The 19,034-nt window shown below is 54.9% G+C and carries 20 protein-coding genes; 11 read left to right on the top strand and 9 right to left on the bottom strand.

Going from position 1 to position 19,034, the window contains the following annotated elements:
• The first annotated feature begins 80 nt into the window (after positions 1 to 80).
• The 4 genes from nlpI to mtr all read left to right on the top strand — a co-directional run bounded on the left by nlpI (position 81) and on the right by mtr (position 4,472).
• On the top strand, positions 81 to 965 hold the full coding sequence (gene nlpI / locus F3J29_RS20000; protein WP_008454770.1) for a lipoprotein NlpI: 885 nt from the start codon (positions 81 to 83) through the stop codon (positions 963 to 965).
• 110 nt (positions 966 to 1,075) lie between these two features.
• Complete coding sequence (gene yrbN / locus F3J29_RS19995) at positions 1,076 to 1,153, top strand: protein YrbN (protein ID WP_099458804.1); 78 nt, start codon at positions 1,076 to 1,078, stop codon at positions 1,151 to 1,153.
• Positions 1,146 to 3,074 carry a DEAD/DEAH family ATP-dependent RNA helicase gene (locus F3J29_RS19990; RefSeq protein ID WP_008454769.1) on the top strand — a complete coding sequence of 643 codons (1,929 nt, stop codon included), beginning with the start codon at positions 1,146 to 1,148 and terminating at the stop codon, positions 3,072 to 3,074. Before yrbN ends, F3J29_RS19990 begins: the two co-directional genes overlap by 8 nt.
• Positions 3,075 to 3,227: 153 nt before the next feature.
• The gene (mtr, locus tag F3J29_RS19985) at positions 3,228 to 4,472 is read left to right on the top strand and encodes a tryptophan permease (protein WP_166868748.1); all 1,245 of its coding nucleotides are present in this window, start codon (positions 3,228 to 3,230) and stop codon (positions 4,470 to 4,472) included.
• A gap of 41 nt (positions 4,473 to 4,513) precedes the next feature.
• Here the strand turns inward: mtr and F3J29_RS19980 are convergent, their stop codons facing one another.
• The 3 genes from F3J29_RS19980 to ubiU form a co-directional block, all read right to left on the bottom strand.
• The gene (locus tag F3J29_RS19980) at positions 4,514 to 5,521 is read right to left on the bottom strand and encodes a luciferase-like monooxygenase (protein ID WP_166868746.1); all 1,008 of its coding nucleotides are present in this window, start codon (positions 5,519 to 5,521) and stop codon (positions 4,514 to 4,516) included.
• A gap of 143 nt (positions 5,522 to 5,664) precedes the next feature.
• Positions 5,665 to 6,543 carry a U32 family peptidase gene (locus F3J29_RS19975; protein WP_502706574.1) on the bottom strand — a complete coding sequence of 293 codons (879 nt, stop codon included), beginning with the start codon at positions 6,541 to 6,543 and terminating at the stop codon, positions 5,665 to 5,667.
• Between the two features lie 8 nt (positions 6,544 to 6,551).
• On the bottom strand, positions 6,552 to 7,547 hold the full coding sequence (ubiU, locus tag F3J29_RS19970) for a ubiquinone anaerobic biosynthesis protein UbiU (RefSeq protein WP_166868742.1): 996 nt from the start codon (positions 7,545 to 7,547) through the stop codon (positions 6,552 to 6,554).
• 255 nt (positions 7,548 to 7,802) lie between these two features.
• Here ubiU and ubiT point away from each other — a divergent pair, with 255 nt between their 5' ends.
• Entirely contained in the window at positions 7,803 to 8,327 is a 525-nt protein-coding gene (gene ubiT, locus F3J29_RS19965; protein ID WP_166868740.1) for a ubiquinone anaerobic biosynthesis accessory factor UbiT, read from the top strand.
• Positions 8,321 to 8,824: a GNAT family N-acetyltransferase gene (locus F3J29_RS19960; protein ID WP_166868738.1), complete on the top strand. Its 504-nt coding sequence runs from the start codon at positions 8,321 to 8,323 to the stop codon at positions 8,822 to 8,824. The genes ubiT and F3J29_RS19960 overlap by 7 nt, the downstream gene beginning before the upstream one ends.
• On the opposite strand, the gene F3J29_RS19955 is transcribed toward F3J29_RS19960, so the two are convergent.
• Positions 8,821 to 9,114, bottom strand: coding sequence for a GIY-YIG nuclease family protein (locus F3J29_RS19955; RefSeq protein WP_166868736.1), 294 nt, complete (start codon positions 9,112 to 9,114; stop codon positions 8,821 to 8,823). The genes F3J29_RS19960 and F3J29_RS19955 overlap by 4 nt on opposite strands.
• A 53-nt stretch (positions 9,115 to 9,167) precedes the next feature.
• Between F3J29_RS19955 and F3J29_RS19950 the strand changes: the two genes are divergently transcribed.
• The 3 genes from F3J29_RS19950 (at position 9,168) to F3J29_RS19940 (ending at position 11,391) form a co-directional block, all read left to right on the top strand.
• Positions 9,168 to 9,596, top strand: a complete 429-nt coding sequence (locus F3J29_RS19950) for a YhbP family protein (RefSeq protein WP_166868734.1) — start codon at positions 9,168 to 9,170, stop codon at positions 9,594 to 9,596.
• Positions 9,597 to 9,616: 20 nt separating this feature from the next.
• Positions 9,617 to 10,270, top strand: a complete 654-nt coding sequence (locus tag F3J29_RS19945) for an NAD(P)H-binding protein (protein ID WP_166868732.1) — start codon at positions 9,617 to 9,619, stop codon at positions 10,268 to 10,270.
• 77 nt (positions 10,271 to 10,347) lie between these two features.
• Positions 10,348 to 11,391, top strand: a complete 1,044-nt coding sequence (locus F3J29_RS19940; protein WP_166868729.1) for a permease — start codon at positions 10,348 to 10,350, stop codon at positions 11,389 to 11,391.
• 118 nt (positions 11,392 to 11,509) lie between these two features.
• Here the strand turns inward: F3J29_RS19940 and F3J29_RS19935 are convergent, their stop codons facing one another.
• The gene (locus tag F3J29_RS19935) at positions 11,510 to 12,040 is read right to left on the bottom strand and encodes an NAD(P)H-dependent oxidoreductase (protein ID WP_166868727.1); all 531 of its coding nucleotides are present in this window, start codon (positions 12,038 to 12,040) and stop codon (positions 11,510 to 11,512) included.
• Between the two features lie 120 nt (positions 12,041 to 12,160).
• Between F3J29_RS19935 and F3J29_RS19930 the strand changes: the two genes are divergently transcribed.
• Positions 12,161 to 12,514 carry a winged helix-turn-helix transcriptional regulator gene (locus F3J29_RS19930; RefSeq protein ID WP_008454744.1) on the top strand — a complete coding sequence of 118 codons (354 nt, stop codon included), beginning with the start codon at positions 12,161 to 12,163 and terminating at the stop codon, positions 12,512 to 12,514.
• A 30-nt stretch (positions 12,515 to 12,544) separates the two neighbouring features.
• Here the strand turns inward: F3J29_RS19930 and nrdG are convergent, their stop codons facing one another.
• From nrdG to F3J29_RS19915, 3 genes are all read right to left on the bottom strand, one after another.
• Complete coding sequence (gene nrdG, locus F3J29_RS19925) at positions 12,545 to 13,009, bottom strand: anaerobic ribonucleoside-triphosphate reductase-activating protein (protein WP_166868726.1); 465 nt, start codon at positions 13,007 to 13,009, stop codon at positions 12,545 to 12,547.
• A 164-nt stretch (positions 13,010 to 13,173) separates the two neighbouring features.
• A complete protein-coding gene (gene nrdD, locus F3J29_RS19920; RefSeq protein ID WP_166868724.1) occupies positions 13,174 to 15,309 on the bottom strand; it encodes an anaerobic ribonucleoside-triphosphate reductase in 2,136 nt (711 codons plus the stop codon).
• A gap of 293 nt (positions 15,310 to 15,602) precedes the next feature.
• Positions 15,603 to 16,484, bottom strand: coding sequence for a LysR family transcriptional regulator (locus tag F3J29_RS19915; RefSeq protein ID WP_166868722.1), 882 nt, complete (start codon positions 16,482 to 16,484; stop codon positions 15,603 to 15,605).
• Between the two features lie 101 nt (positions 16,485 to 16,585).
• Here F3J29_RS19915 and F3J29_RS19910 point away from each other — a divergent pair, with 101 nt between their 5' ends.
• On the top strand, positions 16,586 to 17,116 hold the full coding sequence (locus F3J29_RS19910) for an NAD(P)H-dependent oxidoreductase (RefSeq protein WP_166868720.1): 531 nt from the start codon (positions 16,586 to 16,588) through the stop codon (positions 17,114 to 17,116).
• 142 nt (positions 17,117 to 17,258) lie between these two features.
• Here F3J29_RS19910 and treC read toward each other — a convergent pair whose 3' ends face one another.
• Positions 17,259 to 18,917 (bottom strand): alpha,alpha-phosphotrehalase, encoded by a 1,659-nt coding sequence (gene treC, locus F3J29_RS19905; RefSeq protein ID WP_166868718.1) that lies wholly within the window; start codon positions 18,915 to 18,917, stop codon positions 17,259 to 17,261.
• Positions 18,918 to 19,034: the final 117 nt, after the last annotated feature.

The raw sequence follows: 19,034 nt of genomic DNA, 5'->3' as shown, positions 1-19,034 counted from the left end.
CTGTTTGTTACGGGACAGGATGTCTCGTTTGCAGCCGGGGGACAGGACGTTCATCCATTTGTTGTCTTCGGGAGTAGGAAATGAAGCCTTTTTTGCGCTGGTGTTTCGTTGCGACAGCTATCACGCTGGCCGGATGCAGCAACTCTGCCTGGCGTAAGAACGAAGTATTAGCGGTGCCATTGCAGCCTACGCTGCAGCAGGAAGTGATTCTGGCACGCATGGAACAAATACTTGCCAGTCGGGCTTTAACCGATGACGAACGCGCGCAGCTTTTATATGAGCGCGGAGTGTTGTATGATAGCCTCGGTCTGAGGGCTCTGGCGCGTAATGATTTTTCACAAGCGCTGGCCATCCGTCCTGATATGCCTGAAGTATTCAATTACTTAGGCATTTATTTAACGCAGGCAGGCAATTTTGATGCTGCCTATGAAGCGTTTGATTCTGTACTTGAGCTTGATCCAACTTACAACTACGCGCACTTAAATCGCGGTATCGCCCTCTATTACGGTGGTCGTTATCGTTTAGCGCAAGATGATCTGCTGGCGTTTTATCAAGACGATCCCAACGATCCTTTCCGTAGCCTGTGGCTCTATATTGCTGAACGCAACTTGGACGAAAAACAGGCCAAAGTGGCGCTACAACAGCGTCTCGAGAAATCGGATAGAGAGCAATGGGGATGGAACATTGTCGAGTTCTACCTGGGCAACATTAGCGAAAAAGAGCTAATGGAACGCCTCAAGGCGGACGCAACGGATAACACCTCGCTCGCTGAGCATCTCAGTGAAACCAACTTCTATTTAGGTAAGTATTACCTAAGTCTGGGGGATAAGGACAGCGCCAAGGCACTGTTCAAGTTAGCGGTTGCTAACAACGTACACAACTACGTTGAGCATCGTTATGCATTGTTGGAATTAGCGCTCTTGGGCCAGGAGCAAGACGACCTGGCAGAATCGGACCAGCAATAGCTGACGAACAACGATCGTCCCATAAACTTTTTAACTAAAGTCATCACCTTCACGGGTGAGGGCATTTTTGTTCGTTAATCAATCAAATTTGAGCCGGTTCACACTTTTCAATGAAAATTGCAGATCAATTTCACGATGAGTTACGTAGACTGGCCGCCATCAACGAGGCACATGTACTACATGACTGATATCATCGAAACCACTTTTTCTGATCTGGGGCTGCACGCCTCCATCATTCAGGCCCTGAACGATCTGGGCTACGAAAAGCCATCCCCAATTCAGGCAGAGTGTATTCCACACCTGCTGAATGGCCGCGACGTTCTGGGTATGGCTCAGACCGGCAGCGGTAAAACTGCAGCGTTCTCTCTGCCGCTGCTGAACAACCTCGATCCTGAGCTGAAAGCACCACAAATTCTGGTGCTGGCCCCGACCCGCGAACTGGCGGTTCAGGTTGCTGAAGCCATGACGGATTTCTCTAAACACATGCACGGCGTGAACGTTGTGGCCCTTTACGGTGGCCAGCGTTATGACGTGCAGCTGCGCGCTCTGCGCCAGGGACCACAGATTGTTGTGGGTACCCCAGGGCGTCTGCTTGACCACCTGAAACGCGGCACGCTGAACCTGTCCGGCCTGAAAGGTCTGGTTCTGGATGAAGCGGATGAAATGCTGCGTATGGGCTTCATCGAAGACGTTGAAACTATCATGGCGCAGATCCCGGCTGAACATCAGACCGCGCTGTTCTCTGCCACCATGCCGGAAGCGATTCGTCGTATTACCCGTCGCTTCATGAAAGATCCACAGGAAGTGCGCATTCAGTCCAGCGTGACTACTCGCCCGGACATCAGCCAGAGCTTCTGGTCTGTTTATGGCATGCGTAAAAACGAAGCGCTGGTTCGTTTCCTGGAAGCAGAAGACTTTGATGCGGCGATTATCTTCGTTCGTACCAAAAACGCGACTCTGGAAGTGGCTGAAGCGCTGGAGCGTAGCGGTTACAACAGCGCCGCGCTGAACGGTGACATGAACCAGGCGCTGCGCGAGCAGACCCTGGAGCGCCTGAAAGATGGTCGTCTGGATATCCTGATCGCCACCGATGTTGCGGCCCGTGGCCTGGACGTGGAGCGTATCAGCCTGGTTGTTAACTACGACATCCCGATGGACTCTGAGTCTTACGTTCACCGTATCGGCCGTACCGGTCGTGCTGGCCGTGCTGGCCGTGCGCTGCTGTTCGTTGAGAACCGCGAGCGTCGCCTGCTGCGCAACATCGAACGCACCATGAAGCTGACGATTCCTGAAGTAGAACTGCCAAACGCAGATCTGCTGGGTGAGCGTCGTCTGGCTAAATTCGCCGCTAAAGTTCAGCAGCAGCTGGAAAGCAGCGATCTGGATCTGTACCGTGGCCTGCTGGCAAAAATTCAGCCTTCCGCTGAAGAAGAGCTGGACATCGAAACGCTGGCTGCAGCACTGCTGAAAATGGCTCAGGGTGAACGTCCTCTGATCCTGCCACCAGATGCACCGATGCGCCCACGTCGCGAATTCAAAGAGCGTGACGATCGCTTCGAACGTCGTGGCGACCGTAATGACCGTGGCCCACGTGGCGACCGTCCTGAGCGTGGTGGTGAAGATCGCCCACGTCGCGAACGTCGCGATGCTGGCGATATGGAACTGTACCGCATTGAAGTGGGCCGTGATGATGGTGTTGAAGTTCGTCATATCGTTGGCGCCATCGCTAACGAAGGCGACATCAGCAGCCGTTACATCGGTAACATCAAGCTGTTCGGGACTCACTCCACCATTGAGCTGCCGAAAGGCATGCCGGGTGAAGTTCTGCAGCACTTTACCCGTACTCGTATTCTGAACAAGCCGATGAATATGCAGCTGCTGGGTGACGCGCAGCCTCGTCCAGAGCGCAGCGGTGAACGCCGTGGCGGTCGTGACGGCGGTGGCCGTGGCTTCGGCGGCGAGCGTCGTGAAGGCGGTCGTGGCCCACGTCGCGAAGGCGCTGGTGCCGGTGCTGGCCGTAGCTTCAGCGGTGAACGCCGTGAAGGTGGCCGTGGCCCGCGTCGCGAAGACGGAGCTGCAACCGCACGTCGTCGCTTCGGTGATGCATAATTGACCTATAATCTGCCGTCTTATTTTTAAACGGCAGTGATAAAAGCCCCGGTTATTGCAATCGGGGTTTTTTTTATCCCTTTTGTACTCATGTACTGGTACAATGAACCGCATAAGACAATTTCGTCGTGCTCAGTTTTTCAGGGATTCGATATGACAACGTTAACCGCCCCCGGCACAAAGCCTTCGTTAATTGGCGGGGTGATGATCATCGGTGGGACAATCATTGGTGCAGGGATGTTTTCGCTCCCGGTGGTGATGTCGGGGGCCTGGTTCTTTTGGTCGCTGGCTGCGCTGGTCTTCACCTGGTTCTGCATGCTGCATTCCGGGCTGATGATCCTGGAGGCGAACCTAAACTACCGCATCGGCTCCAGCTTCGACACCATTACTAAAGATCTGCTGGGGCGCGGCTGGAACGCGATCAACGGCCTGTCGATTGCGTTTGTGCTTTATATCCTGACCTACGCCTATATTTCGGCCAGCGGCTCCATCCTGCATCATACGTTTTCGGAGATGTCGCTGGACGTGCCTGCTCGCCTGGCGGGGCTCGTCTTTGCGCTGGCTGTGGCGTTTATTGTCTGGCTGAGTACCAAAGCGGTTAGCCGCATGACGGCCATTGTGCTTGGTGCCAAAGTCATTACTTTCTTCCTGACCTTCGGCAGCCTGCTTGGGCACGTTACGCCAGCAACGCTATTTAACGTGGCGGAGAGCAATGCTTCCTACACGCCCTATTTATTAATGACGCTGCCGTTTTGCCTGGCCTCTTTTGGCTACCACGGCAACGTGCCTAGCCTGATGAAGTATTACGGCAAAGATCCTCGCACCATTATTCGCTGCCTGGTTTACGGCACGCTGATGGCGCTTGTGTTGTATACCATCTGGCTGCTCGGAACGATGGGGAATATTCCTCGCCCTGAGTTTATTGGTATCGCGGAGAAGGGCGGCAACATCGATGTGCTGGTGCAGGCGCTAAGCGGCGTACTCAATAGCCGAAGCCTGGATCTCTTACTGGTGGTGTTCTCGAACTTTGCGGTGGCAAGTTCATTCCTGGGCGTGACGCTGGGGTTGTTCGATTACCTGGCGGATCTGTTTGGCTTTGACGATTCCGCAATGGGGCGTTTGAAAACGGCGCTGCTGACTTTCATCCCGCCGATTGTCGGTGGCCTGCTGTGGCCAAATGGCTTCCTGTATGCGATTGGCTATGCGGGACTGGCTGCGACTATCTGGGCGGCGATTGTCCCCGCGCTACTGGCGAGAAAATCACGTAAACGCTTTGGCAGCCCGAAATTCCGCGTCTGGGGTGGGAAGCCGATGATTGCCCTGATTCTGATCTTTGGCGTGGGCAATGCGCTGGTACACATCCTGTCTACCTTCGACGTCCTGCCGGTCTATAAGTAAATACTAACGGGCCCTCCGAGCCGGGAGGGCCCCGCGCAACGCTAGCTTAAAAGCTCTTCTTTCACCTGCATTGCCAAATCGAACGAATGCAAACGCGCCTGATGATCGAAAATCTGGCCGTTAACCATAATTTCATCGGCTTCTGTTTCACGCAGTACGGATTCCAGGCCGTGGCGCACCTTCGCTTTATCCCCGACCAGAGACATGCTCAGCGCTTGCTGAACCCCATATTGCTCAGAGGCAGACCACAGCTGATGCATATTCTCCACCGGCGGCGGAAGCTGCCCGGTTTCGCCGCGACGGAGGCGAACAAACGCCTGCTGCATGGACGTAAACAGGAATTCGGCATCGCGGGTGCTGTCTGCCGCCACAATATTGATGCAAACCATCGCGTAAGGTTTTGCCAGCCGCTCGGACGGTTTGAAGTTCTCACGGTAGAGCTGCAGCGCCCGGAACAGCATGTCTGGTGCAAAGTGCGAGGCAAAAGCAAACGGCAAGCCCAGCTGTGCCGCCAGTTGAGCACCGTACAGGCTGGAGCCTAACAGCCACACCGGCACCTTTTCACCATAACCCGGTACGGGGCGTACATGCGGGTTCGGATCGCGGGCATCAAACCAGTCCACCAGCTCAGCAACATCCCGAGGGAAGTTATCCACGTCGCCGCTCATATGACGTCGGAGCGCCCTCATCGTCGGCTGATCGCTGCCCGGCGCACGGCCAAGCCCAAGATCGATACGCCCTGGATAGAGCGCATTCAGGGTACCGAACTGCTCGGCAATCACCAGCGGCGAATGGTTCGGCAGCATTACGCCGCCCGATCCTAAATGCAGCGTACTCGTGTTCGCGGCCAGGTAACCAATCAGCACCGACGTTGCCGCGCTGGCAATACCGACCATATTGTGATGTTCCGCCAGCCAGTAGCGGTGATAACCGCGTTTTTCAGCCAGCCGGGCAAGATCCAGAGAGTGGGAAAAAGCCTCCTGCGCCGAGGAGCCTTGGGGGATCGGCGCTAAATCCAGCACCGAGAAAGCAACATTTTTGTCCGTCATAACCGCTCACTTTTGTTACAGCATAGTCATCAGATTGAAGGTCTTCTTCCAGCCTGGCGCAGGAATACCGCGCCGGCCAGAAAAGCTGCACCTTTAATAGTGCATGAAACGATGACCAAATTTGTTAACAAAGTGAGCTATTATCAGGCCTGGAGCTCCAGCCCGGCGACGCGTCGCCAGTAGCCGTTACAGTCGCTGTGGTTGGCCAGCGGCAGCGGTGCACTTCCGTTTTCATTAGCGCGGAAAGCGTTCAAAATATCCAGCGTCCCTAAGCCCATTGGCGACAGGCGAACAATATCCACCAGCCCTTTCATCGACGTCAGCTCATTGCCGAGGTTATAGACATAGCCGCTCATGGTTTGAATGCCGTTCAGCACAAAGACCTGCTGTTGCTCCTGAGAACGCATATCCCGGCCGTTCGGATACTTAATGCAGCAAGTTTCGCATTCGTCCTTGGCGCGGTCTTCGGAGCGGGCGGTAAAGCAGCGGGCGGAATAAGCCAGCGGCAGATGGCCGTAGCTCAGCACTTCCACTTCGAATTTGTTGCGAATACCGAGTTCATCACACTGCTGGAGCATATTGGTTAGCCAGTCGCGGGAAAGCTCGACCGGCATACACCAGCGCATCATGCCCTGCTTTAGCAACAGGCGTAGCGTAACGGCGTTATAACAGTTGAGCGCATGCCCGGCGACAAACGGCAGTTTGCGCTCGGCGGCCATATTCACGCTGCCGATATCATTGGCCTCAATCAGAAAGTCGCCATTTTCTACATAGCGTTTCAGCTCACCCAATTCTGACGGAGCCTGCACCAGCGCCAGCGTGGAAAGCACGACCTGCTTGCCCTGGCCTGCGAGCATTTTCGCCATATCCAGCCAGTCGCCGACTTTGGTTGCCCGGCGCTTGCTGCATACCGCTTCTCCCAGGTAAATTACGTCGGCGCGGCTTTTGGTTGCGGCCTGATAAAACTTTTCCAGCGTCTCTTTTGGCCAATAGTAAAGCACCGGCCCCAATGAATATTTCATGCTTTTTCCTACTGCCATTTACGGTGATAGGCACCGAGCGTTGTTTGCGTGCCTTCGGCCATAGACCCCAGCGTGTCCATCCAGGCGGGCTGAGCCTGGTAATTTTTAGGATCGGCGATGCAGCGATCGATGGCCTGACGCCAGACTTTTGCCACCTGAGTAACATAAGCCGGGCTGCGCTGGCGGCCCTCGATTTTCACCGAGGCAATATTGGCGGCGAGCAGCTCCGGCAGCAGTTCGAGCGTGTTAAGGCTGGTGGGTTCCTCCAGCGCGTGGTAAGGCCTGTCGTCAACCAGGTAACGCCCTTTGCAGAGGGTGGGATAGCCCGCATTTTCACCGTCTTGATAACGGTCAATCAGCACATCGTTGAGGCGGGATTCCAGCCCCTGGGACGTTTGCTGCCAGCGCACAAAGCGGGCCGGAGAGCAGGCACCCACGGTATTGGGCGACTCGCCGGTAAGGTAAGACGAAAGATAGCAGCGGCCTTCCGCCATAATGCACAGGCTGCCAAAAGCGAAGACTTCCAGCGGCACCGGCGTGACGCGAGCGAGCTGTTTGACCTGATGAATGGAAAGCACGCGCGGGAGCACCACGCGGGCAACATCGAAGTGGCGATGATAAAACCGGATCGCTTCTTCGTTGGTGGCTGAAGCCTGCACCGACACATGGCGCTCGATGTGTGGATAGCGTTCAGCGGCATATTCCAGCATGGCTAAATCCGCCAGGATCAGCGCATCGGCGCCGAGCTGGGCGGCCATATCCACTGCCCGCTGCCAGCGAGAGTAGCCGTCCGGGTGGGCAAAAGTATTGATGGCAATATGCAGCTTACGGCCGCGAAGATGTACGTAGCTGACGGCTTCTTGCAGCTTTTTCTCGGTGAAATTAAGACCGGCAAAATGACGCGCATTGGTATCATCTTTCAGGCCGATGTACACCGCATCTGCACCGTTATCGATGGCCGCTTTCAACGCCGGAAGGTTTCCGGCCGGGCAAAGCAACTCCATATTTTATCCTGAATCATAGGGGGCATGAAGACGTGCCCGCGCTGCACAGGGACGGGCAGCAAAATTGTTAACGAACCGGGATTTTAGTTAACCTGTCGGCGACAATTTTTGATTTGGGGCAGAGAAAGGCGTATTGCTTAGTGTCGCTGCCGCCAATTCGGCCCCGCAGCAACCTGTGGAATTGTTGATTTGGCGCGCCATCGGGAATTGTCGTTATGGCAAAATAGCGACAAATCTATTAAAGGAGTTAAACCCGTGTTCGATAAACTGCGTTCTCGCCTGGTTCAGGCTGGTCCTTCTTTGCTGCGGGTTCCGGTCAAGTTAACCCCTTTTGCCGTTAAGCGTCAGGTACTGGAGCAGGTACTGAGCTGGCAGTTCCGCCAGGCGCTGGAGGATGGTGAGCTGGACTTTTTGGCAGGCCGCTGGCTAAGTATTGAAGTGCGCGATCTGGGTCTGAAGTGGTTTACTTCCGTTGAGGACAATAAGCTGCTGGTGTGCGACGATGCACCTGCAGATGTGAGCTTTAGCGCTGAGGCCAACGATCTGTTGCTGATCGCCGCTCGCAAGCAGGATCCTGATACCCTGTTTTTCCAGCGTCGTCTGGTCATTGAAGGTGACACGGAACTCGGGTTATATGTGAAGAATCTAATGGATGCCATTGAGCTGGATGCCATGCCTAAACCGCTACGCATCCTGCTATTACAGCTGGCTGATTTTGTTGAGGCGGGTTTGAAACATAACGCCGCCCCTGAAGGTAATTCGATAGGTGAGCCATGTTAATTCGTGTAGAAATTCCCATTGATGCTCCCGGCATCGACGCGCTGCTGCGCCGTTCCTTTGAAGGCGAAGGGGAAGCTGAGCTGGTGAAAGCACTGCGGGAAGACGGGCTGCTAACGCTGGGGCTCGTCGCCACCGACGATGAAGGGCAGGTGATTGGTTACGTGGCCTTTAGCCCCGTCGCCGTAGAAGGCGAAGAGCTGCAGTGGGTGGGGCTTGCGCCGCTGGCGGTAGATGAGTCGGTTCGCGGGCAGGGCATTGCCAAACAGCTGGTATACGAAGGGCTGGATTCTCTGAATGAGTTTGGCTATGCCGCCGTCGTCACGCTAGGTTCGCCAGAAATGTACGGTCATCTTGGCTTCCAGCCTGCTGCCCGCTACGATCTGCGCTGTAGCTGGCCTGGCACCGAAGCCGCATTCCAGGTTTATCCGCTGGCGGATGATGCACTGAACGGCGTCAGTGGCCTGGTGGAGTATTCTGACCACTTCAACAGCGTTTAGCGAGTTTCCCCTTGAAGGCTTGTCAGCAGGTCTTCAAGGGCGACCTTTCCTGCCACCAGCCGCTCTTTCTCGGCCTTGCTCAACTGTTTAATGCGGTATTCGGCCCGCAGCGCCAGCGAGCGGTTGCCAACCACCTGGCTAAACACCAGATCCAGCTCCCCTTTGCCGCGCAGCGCCTTGGCCCCTTTTCCAGACTGATGCTGGTCAAAGCGGCGCACCACGTCGGTGGTAATGCCGGTATAAAGGCGGTTATCGGGGCAGCGAATTAAATAGAGATACCAGGAAGTCATAGTGCGGGCGCATAATTAACATTTGTTGCAGAGTATCACTGTTCAGGATGACGATGGAATCACTCAATGCCATCAGCCGCTGGCTGACAAAACAACATGTTCTGAGCTACTGCGTGGGCAGTGGGCACGCGCTTTGGTGTTCAAATGCGTTTTACCTTTTCGATCCGGAACGGGTGGCCTTTTATCTATTGAGTGATACCTCATCCCGCCACGGCGAGCTGATTGGGGAGCAGGCCCCGGTGGCCGGGACGATAAACGGCCAGCCCAAAACCGTGGCGCTTATTCGCGGCGTGCAGTTCCGGGGTGAAATTCGCCTGCTGGCGGCAGAAGAAGCGGCTGATTTCCGTATTCGTTACCTGAAGCGTTTTCCAATAGCCAAAGTCATGTCGGCCCCGATGTGGGAAATTCGTCTTGATGAGCTAAAAATGACGGACAACACGCTCGGCTTCGGGAAAAAGTTACACTGGCTGCGTGACGAGTAAATTCATTCTCAGGAGGCAGTATGAGCCGTGTTCTGATCGTTGGCGCCACGGGGCTTGTGGGCGGCCATTTACTCCGCCTGCTCAGTCAGGACTCGCGCGTTACCTCGATTGTGGCACCTACCCGCCGCCCGCTGCCGGTAGCGCTGAACAAGGTTGTTAATCCTCACGATCCGCAGCTTTCAGACGCGCTCGCGCAGGTTACTGAACCGGTTGATATGGTTTTTTGCTGCCTGGGTACAACGCTTCGCGAGGCCGGCAGCAAAGAGGCTTTTATTCTCGTCGATTACACGCTTGTCGTGGACACCGCTCTTACGGGCCTGCGGCTTGGGGCAAAACAGATGCTGGTGGTTAGCGCGCTGGGGGCGAATAGCCGCTCTCCGTTCTTTTACAACCGTGTTAAGGGCGAAATGGAAGGTGCGCTGATAGCGCAGGCCTGGCCGCGTCTGACCATTGTTCGCCCCTCGATGCTGCTGGGGCATCGCCAAACCCGTCGTTTAAACGAAGTCGTCATGCTGCCGATTTTTAAAATGCTGCCCGGTAATCTCAAAGCGATTGAGTCGCTGGATGTGGCAAAAGCCCTGCTTTTTGAAGCCTTCAGCCCCGTTCGGGAAGAGGTCACTATTGTTAATTCTGCCGAACTACGAGAACAGGCTAAGCGCTACTCCGGGGAGTAAACTTCCCGCTGCCTCCGTTCTGGCATAGTATGTCGGCATAAATAATTACCTCGCTAATCAATTTTAGGAAATCGGCTATGCCACTTTCTTCTTCACCTACACCAGGAGCCCGTCCGTTCCCTTGGTGGAAGCCCGCGCTATTTTTCCTGGTACTGGTCGCCGGGCTTTGGTACGTCAAATGGCAGCCGTATTACGGCAAAGCCTTTACCGCCGCGGACACTCACAGCCTCGGTAAATCTATCCTCGCCCAGGCGGATGCGAATCCGCTTCAAGCCGCGCTGGATTATGCGATGGTTTATTTTCTGTCCGTCTGGAAAGCGGCGGTGCTGGGCGTCATCCTGGGTTCATTAATTCAGGTGCTGATTCCTCGCGACTGGCTGCTACGCACCCTGGGGCAACAGCGTTTACGGGGAACGTTCTTCGGTACGCTTTTCTCTCTCCCTGGCATGATGTGTACCTGCTGTGCGGCACCGGTGACGGCGGGAATGCGTCGGCAGTCCGTTTCTATGGGCGGCGCACTGGCTTTTTGGCTGGGAAACCCGCTGCTGAACCCCGCGACGCTGGTCTTTATGGGGTTTGTTCTGGGCTGGCAGTTTGCTTTGGTGCGGCTAGCGGCGGGCCTGGCGACGGTGCTCGGTGTGGCTTGGCTGGTGCAGCGCTGGGTAAAAGATAAGCCGCAAAACATTGAGTCTGTCCCTGCCGTTAACCGTTCGACGGAAGAAGGCACTTTCCTGATTCGCTGGGGAAAAGCGCTGTGGCAGCTCTTCTGGAGCACAATCCCTGTCTATATCCTTGCCGTGTTGTTGCTTGGGGCGGCACGTGTCTGGCTGTTCCCGCACGCTGATGGCGCAGTGAGTGACACGCTGTTCTGGGTTATTGCTATGCCGGTTGTTGGCTGCCTGTTTGTGATCCCTACCGCAGCAGAAATTCCTATCGTGCAAACCATGATGCTGGCAGGGATGGGCACGGCTCCGGCACTGGCGCTGTTGATTACGCTGCCGGCGGTCAGCCTGCCGTCTCTTATCATGCTGCATAAAACTTTCCCGGCTAAAGCCTTGTGGCTAACCGGCGGGCTGGTGACGCTCAGCGGCATTATCGTTGGAAGCCTAGCGCTTATTTAATATTATGCTCCTGTCACTGATAAATAAAAGCCACGTAGTTACGTGGCTTTTTCATAGCAAAGACATATCACTCAATAAATTATTGAGAATATAATGATCAGGTGTTAAAGGCTAAATATTAAAAGGACTGTAGGTAATCAATATATCCTTTGGCGCTATTTTCCAGCTGCTGTGCGGAAACTTCATATTCGGCACCATAAAATGCGTAGAAAGGCTGATAATCTGCTTCGACATATTTCGCCGTCATTTCAAATGGCAGAAGTATTTCCTGTAATGAATGCTGATAACGCCCGTCAGGGGAAAAATCCTCTTCTTTGATGCCGGCACTCACCGCCAGTGCGAACTTACGGCCTCTGAGCTTATGCCCGCTGGTAGAGCCGTAGGCCCAGCCATAGGTAAAGACCTCATCCAGCCACTGCTTTAACAGCGGCGGGCTATTAAACCAGTACAGCGGAAATTGCAGAATAATTTTATCGTGTTGTTCAATCAGTTTCTGCTCCCTTTCTACATCAATAACGCCATCTGGATATGCCTGATAAAGATTGTGGACGGTATAAAACTCTGGATATTTTTCTAATTCACTTACCCAGTGTTTATTAATTTTAGACTCATTAATATTCGGATGAATAACAACAATTAACGTCTTCATGGTTAATTCCTCTTGAGGTAGCTGTCCAATATCGTTTGTTTGATGTTTGCATCATAGGGAGCTTTAAATTAAAGTACAATACTGTCATTGTTGATATGTACTATACAAAAGGATAGTGTCATGAGCGAAAAGGCTGTGCCGGATTCTTGCGCATTTATGGGCGACACGGGCTTTGCCTACACGCTGTCGCTGGTGAACGGGAAATATAAAATGATCATTCTTTATGCGCTGGCGGAGCATAAGCCGGTGATTCGCTTCAACGAACTCAAGCGCAGCATTGAGACTATTTCGTTCAGAACCCTGAGCCTGACGCTGAAAGAGCTGGAGAATGACGGATTGATTATCCGGAACGAATATCCGCAAATTCCACCCAAGGTAGAGTACAGCCTTTCAGAGCGTGGTAAGTCGCTGATCCCGGTGTTGGATATGATGTGTGAATGGGGAAACGTGCATCGTCATGATGTGCTGCAGTGAAGCTTCCCGCCGGCTATCGGGAAGCCTGATTTAACGCAGATGATGAACGACCTGGTTACTGCTGCCTCGCCAGATAAGCGCCGGGTCTTTTAAATCCTGAACAAACTTACCGTCCACCAGCACGTTGATTAACGCTACCACTTCCTGCTGCGCGGCATTCAGCTCATCAATCTTATATCCTGTCCACACCCAGATGTCCTTGTCCGGGCATTCGGTACGCACGCGTCGCACCAGCGTCAGAATATCCGGCACGTTCTGCGGATGCAGAGGATCGCCGCCCGAAAGCGAGATCCCCTGGCGCTTAATGCGGGTATCGTTGAGGTCGGCAATAATGCGATCGGCCATTTCTGCGGTAAACGGCATGCCCGAGTTCACGCGCCAGGTGCTTTTGTTGTAGCAGCCGGGGCATTCGTGCACGCAGCCTGAGACAAACAGCGTGCAGCGGGTGCCGGGGCCATTGACGATGTCGACGGGGTAGTACTGGTGATAATTCATTTTCGCATCTCAATTGACGCCATAACTGTGTTGACTGCTCTCACTCACCCCGGCCCTCTGTCACAGGAGAGGGAGAAAACCAGCTCGCGGCGTAAGTATTTACACAGACAGTTCCCTCTCCCCTTAGGGGAGAGGGTTAGGATGAGGGGAGCTCGCTTTATGGCTTAACCGATCTGCCCGTTGCCCAGGTGCTTCACGCGGCGCTTCACCTCTTCTTGCTTACCGGCGTTGAACGGACGAGCATCCGGGCTGCCGAGATAACCGCATACGCGGCGGGTAACCGACACGCGCGCCGCATCATGGTTACCGCATTTCGGGCAGGTAAAGCCCTTGCTGGTACACTCGAACTCGCCGGTGTAGCCGCACTCGTAACATTCATCGATTGGCGTATTGGTGCCGTAGTAAGGCACATGCTTGTAGCTATAGTCCCATACGTCCTCCAGCGCCCGCAGGTTGTGCTGGATGTTCGGGTACTCGCCGTAGCAAATGAAGCCGCCGTTAGCCAAAGGTGGGTAAGGTGCTTCGAAGTCGATTTTGTCGTAAGGATTCACCTTTTTCTCGACGTCGAGATGGAAGCTGTTGGTGTAGTAGCCTTTGTCGGTAACGCCCGGCACGACGCCGAACTCAGCGGTATCCAGACGACAGAAGCGGTCGCACAGGTTCTCACTTGGCGTGCTGTAAAGGCTAAAGCCGTAGCCGGTTTCTGCCTTCCAGCTGTCGGTGGCCTCGCGCAGGCGGGCTACGATGGCAACGGCTTTCTCGCGCAGGGCTTCGCTGTCGTAAACATGCTGATTACCGAACAGGGCATTCACCGTTTCGTGGATGCCGATGTAGCCCAGAGAAATGGTCGACCGGCCATTTTTAAAGATCTCTGACACGTCGTCGTCGGCCTTCAGGCGCACGCCGCAGGCGCCTTCCATATAGAGGATCGGGGCCACGCGGGCTTTGACGCCTTCCAGGCGGGCAATGCGGGTCATCAGCGCTTTACGCGCCAGCAGTAAGCGATCGTCCAGCAGTTTCCAGAAGGTGGCTTCATCCCCTTTGGCTTCCAGCGCAATGCGCGGCAGGTTCAGGCTGATCACGCCGAGGTTGTTACGCCCCTCGTGGATCTGCTCCCCGTTTTCTTCGTATACGCCAAGGAAACTGCGGCAGCCCATCGGGGTTTTAAACGAGCCGGTCACTTTCACTACCTGATCGTAGTTAAGAATGTCCGGATACATGCGTTTGGACGCGCATTCCAGCGCCAGTTGCTTGATGTCGTAGTTGGCGTCGCCGAACTTATGGTTCAGGCCGTCCCGGATCGCAAATACCAGTTTTGGAAACACCGCGGTTTTACGGTTTTTGCCCAGCCCGGCGATACGATTGCGCAGAATAGACTTCTGGATCAGGCGGGACTCCCAGCTGGTGCCGAGGCCAAAACCAAAGGTGACAAACGGCGTCTGCCCGTTGGCGGTATGCAGGGTATTCACTTCATATTCAAGGGACTGGAAGGCGTCGTAGCACTCTTTCTCGGTGCGGGAGTGAGCATATCCCTCCGCGTCAGGGATCTGCCACTCTTCAGCGATGGATCGGTGCTTATTAAAACTTTCGGTCACAAACGGGGCCAGCACTTCGTCGATGCGGTTAATAGTGGTTCCGCCGTAAATATGGCTGGCAACCTGGGCGATGATCTGCGCGGTAACCGCCGTGGCGGTAGAGATGGATTTTGGCGGTTCGATCTCGGCGTTACCCATTTTAAAACCGTGGGTCAGCATGCCTTTGAGATCGATCAGCATGCAGTTGAACATCGGGAAAAACGGAGAATAGTCGAGATCGTGATAGTGAATATCGCCGCGCTCGTGCGCGAGTACCACGTCGCGCGGCAGCAGGTGCTGCTTGGCGTAATGCTTGGCGACGATCCCGGCCAGCAGGTCGCGCTGGGTGGGAATCACCTTGCTATCTTTGTTGGCGTTCTCGTTGAGCAGGGCAGAGTTGGTCTGCTCAACCAGGCCACGAATTTCCTGGTTCAGGCGGCCACGCTTTTCGCGCTCAATATCGCGGTCATGGCGATACTCAATATAGGCGCGCGCCAGCTGCTTATAGTTACCCGCCATAAGCTGGTTTTCCACGGCGACCTGGATCTCGCCGATGTCAACCTGGCTGCGGCCCGCCATTTGCTGACTGACGATATCTGCGACGGTGGCGCAATAGTCCGCGTCATCGACTCCCGCTGCTTTAGCTGCACGCAGAATGGCTTCTCTGATGCGCTCTGAAGTGAAAGGCACCTTGCACCCGTCTCTTTTCATCACATGCGGTGTCATGATTTCTCCGTTTTTTTAGGTTATCCACAAAGGCTGGGGCGTATTCGGTGGCGCATAGCCAGTAGTCCTGTCAAAACCTTCCGAAAATTGGCCCTTTTTATCCACAGATAATCCCCAAACTTATCCTGCAGATACTGTTGTTATAATAGTCGATGAATACAACATATAGGGCTGGGGTGCATTTTAAGTTCTATATGTAGTGATTTGCATCAAACATGTTTACGTTTTTATTGATGCAGAACAAAGTAAATCGGGGGCGGTAGAAACGGCGGGCGCTGTCGAATGGAGGGAAATTATCCGATTAATTTTTCGTATAAATATTCTACAAATACCCGAGTCTTTGGCGGGATTTTTCCTCCGGCATACTTCACCCAGAGCTGCTGCGGCTCCGGAGCCGAACTCTGCAAAATCGGCGCTAATTTGCCTTCGGCTATGGGGCGGGTGAGGTACCAGTCGGCAAGATAAACGATCCCCATGCCGGCGAGCGCGGCATCCACCAGAGAATCCGGCGAGGTGGAGATAAACCAGGCTGAAGGCTCGTCAAACAGCGTTTCGTTATTCATCCACTGTTGAAGGCGCCCGGTGCCGGAGTTGCGGTGAATGAGGCAGCGATGTTTCGCGAGATCTTCCTGCGTCCCTGGCGTTCCGTACTGTGTTAAATAGGCCGGTGACGCCGCCGTAATCATTTTTGAGGTATACAGTTCGCGTGCCACCACGCGGTTATCTCTTACCGTACGGTGGCCGATGGCCACGTCAATGCGCTCGCCAATGAGGTTGACGCTGCGGGTTTCCATCGACATCTCAAAGCGAATCAGCGGATAGCGCCGCTGGAATTCACCCAGAATCGGCATCAGGCAGTGGCGGCCAAAGCCGGGGATCACGCTGACGCGCAGCAGCCCTGAAGGTTCAGCACCCGGGTTAACCAGCGCCTGGTTCAGCGCCTGCCACAGCGGCGCGACCTCTTCACGCAGCGCAGTCCCTTCTTCGGTCAGCACCACAAAGTGCGTATTGCGCACAAAGAGCACGATGCCCAGCCGCAGTTCAAGCTGACGTATGCTTTTGCTCACCGCCGCGGGCGTAATACCCAGCTGACGGGCTGCCTCGGAAAAACTCTGGCAGTCTGCCGCCGCCAGAAAAGCGGGAATGAGCCGATGAACGTCTGCGGAAAGCATCATGCTTGTAACCTTTGGTTGAAACAGATGTGCCATGTTATGGACTACAGGTAAGCGCTGTCATCTGAAAAGATAGCCTCATCCCAAAAAATGAGATCTGAAAGATGAATAAAATATTAGTGCTGGCGGCACATCGCGCCCCTGATGAATCCCGTATTAACCGCGCTGGCGTTGCGGCCCTGAAAAGCATCGCAGGCGTCACCGTGCACGAACTGAAGCGTGAGTACCCGGATCACCAGATTGACGTTGAGCGTGAACAGGCGCTGCTGGTGGAACATGACGCGATTGTGTTGATGTTCCCGTTCTGGTGGTACAGCTCCCCGGCGATCCTCAAAGACTGGCAGGATCAGGTGTTAACCTTTGGCTTTGCCTACGGGACTAACGGCACCGCGCTGCACGGCAAAAAGCTGATGGTTATGACGTCGACGGGCGGCCAGGCGGAGGCTTATCGTGCAGAAGGTGCTAACCGCTACACGGTGGAAGAGCTGCTGCTGCCGTTCCACGCGATGGCGAATAAGACCGGTATGATCTGGCAGGCACCGGCGCTGATTCAGGGGGCGAATACGATCACGGAAGCGCTGATCGATGAAGGCGTTAACGGCTGGCTGAGTCGGATTCAGGCGCTAAAAGGGTGATTTCCCCTCACCCCGGCCCTCTCCCCAAAGGGGCGAGGGGGCAAACAATGGGTAAAGCAGTACTCAATCTATTCCCTCTCCCTTTCAGGGAGAGGGGTAGGGTGAGGGTCAGAAGCGACATTGAGGGTTGTCAGTAATCAGGCTAACGCTTAATCCAGTACACCGCCTCAAACGGCCTCAGGCTCATCTCCGCAGGCTTAGGGGCGGCATCAGCGTAGTTACTCATCAGCACTTCCCATTCGCCTTCATGCCCTGCCAGCTGCAGCCATTGCGCTTCCGCGCTAAGGTTCGCGGCAACCACCAGCGTCTGGCCTTCGTGTTGGCGGCTGTAGCTCCACACCAGCGGGTGCTCCGGCAGCAGATCCTGATAATTCCCCCAGGTCAGCACCGGCTCAGCCTTACGCAGCTTGATCAGTTGCTGGTAGGTATAGAAGACCGACTCTTTGTCCTCCAGCGCCGCTGCGGCGTTGACCGTCTGGTAGTTATCGCACAGGTCAATCCACGGCGTGCCTTCGCTAAAGCCTGCGTTGCTGCCCGCATCCCACTGCATCGGCGTGCGGCTGTTATCGCGTGACTTGCTGGCGAGAATAGCCATCAGCGTGTCGCTGTCGCGGCCAAGGGTTCGCAGCTCGGCAAACATATTCAGGCTTTCTACGTCGCGATACCGATCGATGCTGGAGAAATGCGGATTGGTCATCCCAATCTCTTCCCCCTGATAGATGTACGGCGTGCCTTGCATGCCGTGCAACACCATGGCCAGCATCTTCGCGGAGGTGGTTCGCAGCTCGCCTTCGTGGCCAAAACGGGACACGATGCGCGGCTGGTCGTGGTTACACCAGAACAACGCGTTCCATGCCACGTTGTGCATACCCTGCTGCCAGTGGTTGAAGATGGATTTCAGCTCCACGTAGTCAGGCTTTGCCAGCGTCCATTTCTCACCGCCTGGATAATCCACTTTAAGGTGATGGAAGTTAAAGGTCATCGACAGTTCGCTGCCGTCCAGGGCACCGTATTTCTGGCAGTTATCCAGCGAGGTAGAGGACATTTCGCCGACGGTCATCAGGCCGAGCGGCTTAAAGGCATCGCGACTGAATTCCTGCAAATACTCATGAACCCGTGGACCATCGGTGTAAAAACGACGCCCGTCACCGCCGTTCACGTCGTTCGGGAACGTCTGGTCTTTTGACACCAGGTTAATTACGTCGAGGCGCAGGCCGTCTACGCCGCGGTTGGCCCAGAACTCGCAAACCTTCTTCAGCTCGGCGCGAACCGTCGGGTTTTCCCAGTTAAGGTCTGCCTGCTCAGGCGCGAAAAGGTGCAGGTAGTATTGGCCCGTTTCCGCCTGCCACTGCCAGGCATTGCCGCCAAACTTCGAACGCCAGTTGTTCGGCAGAATATCCGGCGTACCGTCGCGCCAGATATAGAACTCGCGGAACGGGCTGTGTTTATCCTGGGCCTGCTTGAACCAGTCGTGCTCCGTGGAGGTGTGGTTAAACACCATATCGAGCACCAGACGAATACCGCGCTGGTGGGCTTCGGCTACCAGCAAATCAAAATCATCCAGCGTGCCGTAGGTTGGATCTATCGCGCAGTAGTCAGCGACATCGTAGCCGTTATCTATCTGAGGCGAGACATAAAACGGCGTGAGCCAAATGGCATCTACGCCCAGCGTCTTGAGGTAATCCAGACGCTGAATCACGCCCTTCAGATCGCCGGTCCCGCTGCCGGTCGTGTCCTGGAAACTCTTCGGGTAAATCTGGTAGATGACGCCGTTCTGCCACCACGGAGGAGTGATATTCATAGCGAGTTCCTGCTAGCTGAAGGGGCGGAGTTGCCCCACAAACTGATGACAAACTTCTGGCAGTAGAAAGAACCTTAAGTGCCATCAAAAATAAACAAGGAAAATCAATGGGATGAT

The organism is Enterobacter sp. Cy-643, assembly GCF_011752815.1.
Classification (GTDB): Bacteria; Pseudomonadota; Gammaproteobacteria; order Enterobacterales; family Enterobacteriaceae; genus Cedecea.
The sequence above is the reverse complement of the archived record's forward strand: the minus strand, read 5'-3'. Positions and strand labels throughout refer to the sequence as shown.

Excerpts from the sequence above, each read along its gene's own strand:
- yrbN (WP_099458804.1), top strand. The coding sequence starts at position 1,076 with ATGAAAATTGCAGATCAATTTCACGATGAGTTACGTAGACTGGCCGCC.
- F3J29_RS19930 (WP_008454744.1), top strand. The coding sequence starts at position 12,161 with ATGAGCGAAAAGGCTGTGCCGGATTCTTGCGCATTTATGGGCGACACG.
- F3J29_RS19975 (WP_502706574.1), bottom strand. The coding sequence starts at position 6,543 with ATGAAATATTCATTGGGGCCGGTGCTTTACTATTGGCCAAAAGAGACG.
- F3J29_RS19990 (WP_008454769.1), top strand. The coding sequence starts at position 1,146 with ATGACTGATATCATCGAAACCACTTTTTCTGATCTGGGGCTGCACGCC.
- ubiU (WP_166868742.1), bottom strand. The coding sequence starts at position 7,547 with ATGGAGTTGCTTTGCCCGGCCGGAAACCTTCCGGCGTTGAAAGCGGCC.
- nrdG (WP_166868726.1), bottom strand. The coding sequence starts at position 13,009 with ATGAATTATCACCAGTACTACCCCGTCGACATCGTCAATGGCCCCGGC.
- F3J29_RS19945 (WP_166868732.1), top strand. The coding sequence starts at position 9,617 with ATGAGCCGTGTTCTGATCGTTGGCGCCACGGGGCTTGTGGGCGGCCAT.
- F3J29_RS19935 (WP_166868727.1), bottom strand. The coding sequence starts at position 12,040 with ATGAAGACGTTAATTGTTGTTATTCATCCGAATATTAATGAGTCTAAA.
- F3J29_RS19960 (WP_166868738.1), top strand. The coding sequence starts at position 8,321 with ATGTTAATTCGTGTAGAAATTCCCATTGATGCTCCCGGCATCGACGCG.
- F3J29_RS19955 (WP_166868736.1), bottom strand. The coding sequence starts at position 9,114 with ATGACTTCCTGGTATCTCTATTTAATTCGCTGCCCCGATAACCGCCTT.
- treC (WP_166868718.1), bottom strand. The coding sequence starts at position 18,917 with ATGAATATCACTCCTCCGTGGTGGCAGAACGGCGTCATCTACCAGATT.
- F3J29_RS19910 (WP_166868720.1), top strand. The coding sequence starts at position 16,586 with ATGAATAAAATATTAGTGCTGGCGGCACATCGCGCCCCTGATGAATCC.
- mtr (WP_166868748.1), top strand. The coding sequence starts at position 3,228 with ATGACAACGTTAACCGCCCCCGGCACAAAGCCTTCGTTAATTGGCGGG.
- nrdD (WP_166868724.1), bottom strand. The coding sequence starts at position 15,309 with ATGACACCGCATGTGATGAAAAGAGACGGGTGCAAGGTGCCTTTCACT.
- F3J29_RS19950 (WP_166868734.1), top strand. The coding sequence starts at position 9,168 with ATGGAATCACTCAATGCCATCAGCCGCTGGCTGACAAAACAACATGTT.
- F3J29_RS19915 (WP_166868722.1), bottom strand. The coding sequence starts at position 16,484 with ATGATGCTTTCCGCAGACGTTCATCGGCTCATTCCCGCTTTTCTGGCG.
- nlpI (WP_008454770.1), top strand. The coding sequence starts at position 81 with ATGAAGCCTTTTTTGCGCTGGTGTTTCGTTGCGACAGCTATCACGCTG.
- F3J29_RS19940 (WP_166868729.1), top strand. The coding sequence starts at position 10,348 with ATGCCACTTTCTTCTTCACCTACACCAGGAGCCCGTCCGTTCCCTTGG.
- F3J29_RS19980 (WP_166868746.1), bottom strand. The coding sequence starts at position 5,521 with ATGACGGACAAAAATGTTGCTTTCTCGGTGCTGGATTTAGCGCCGATC.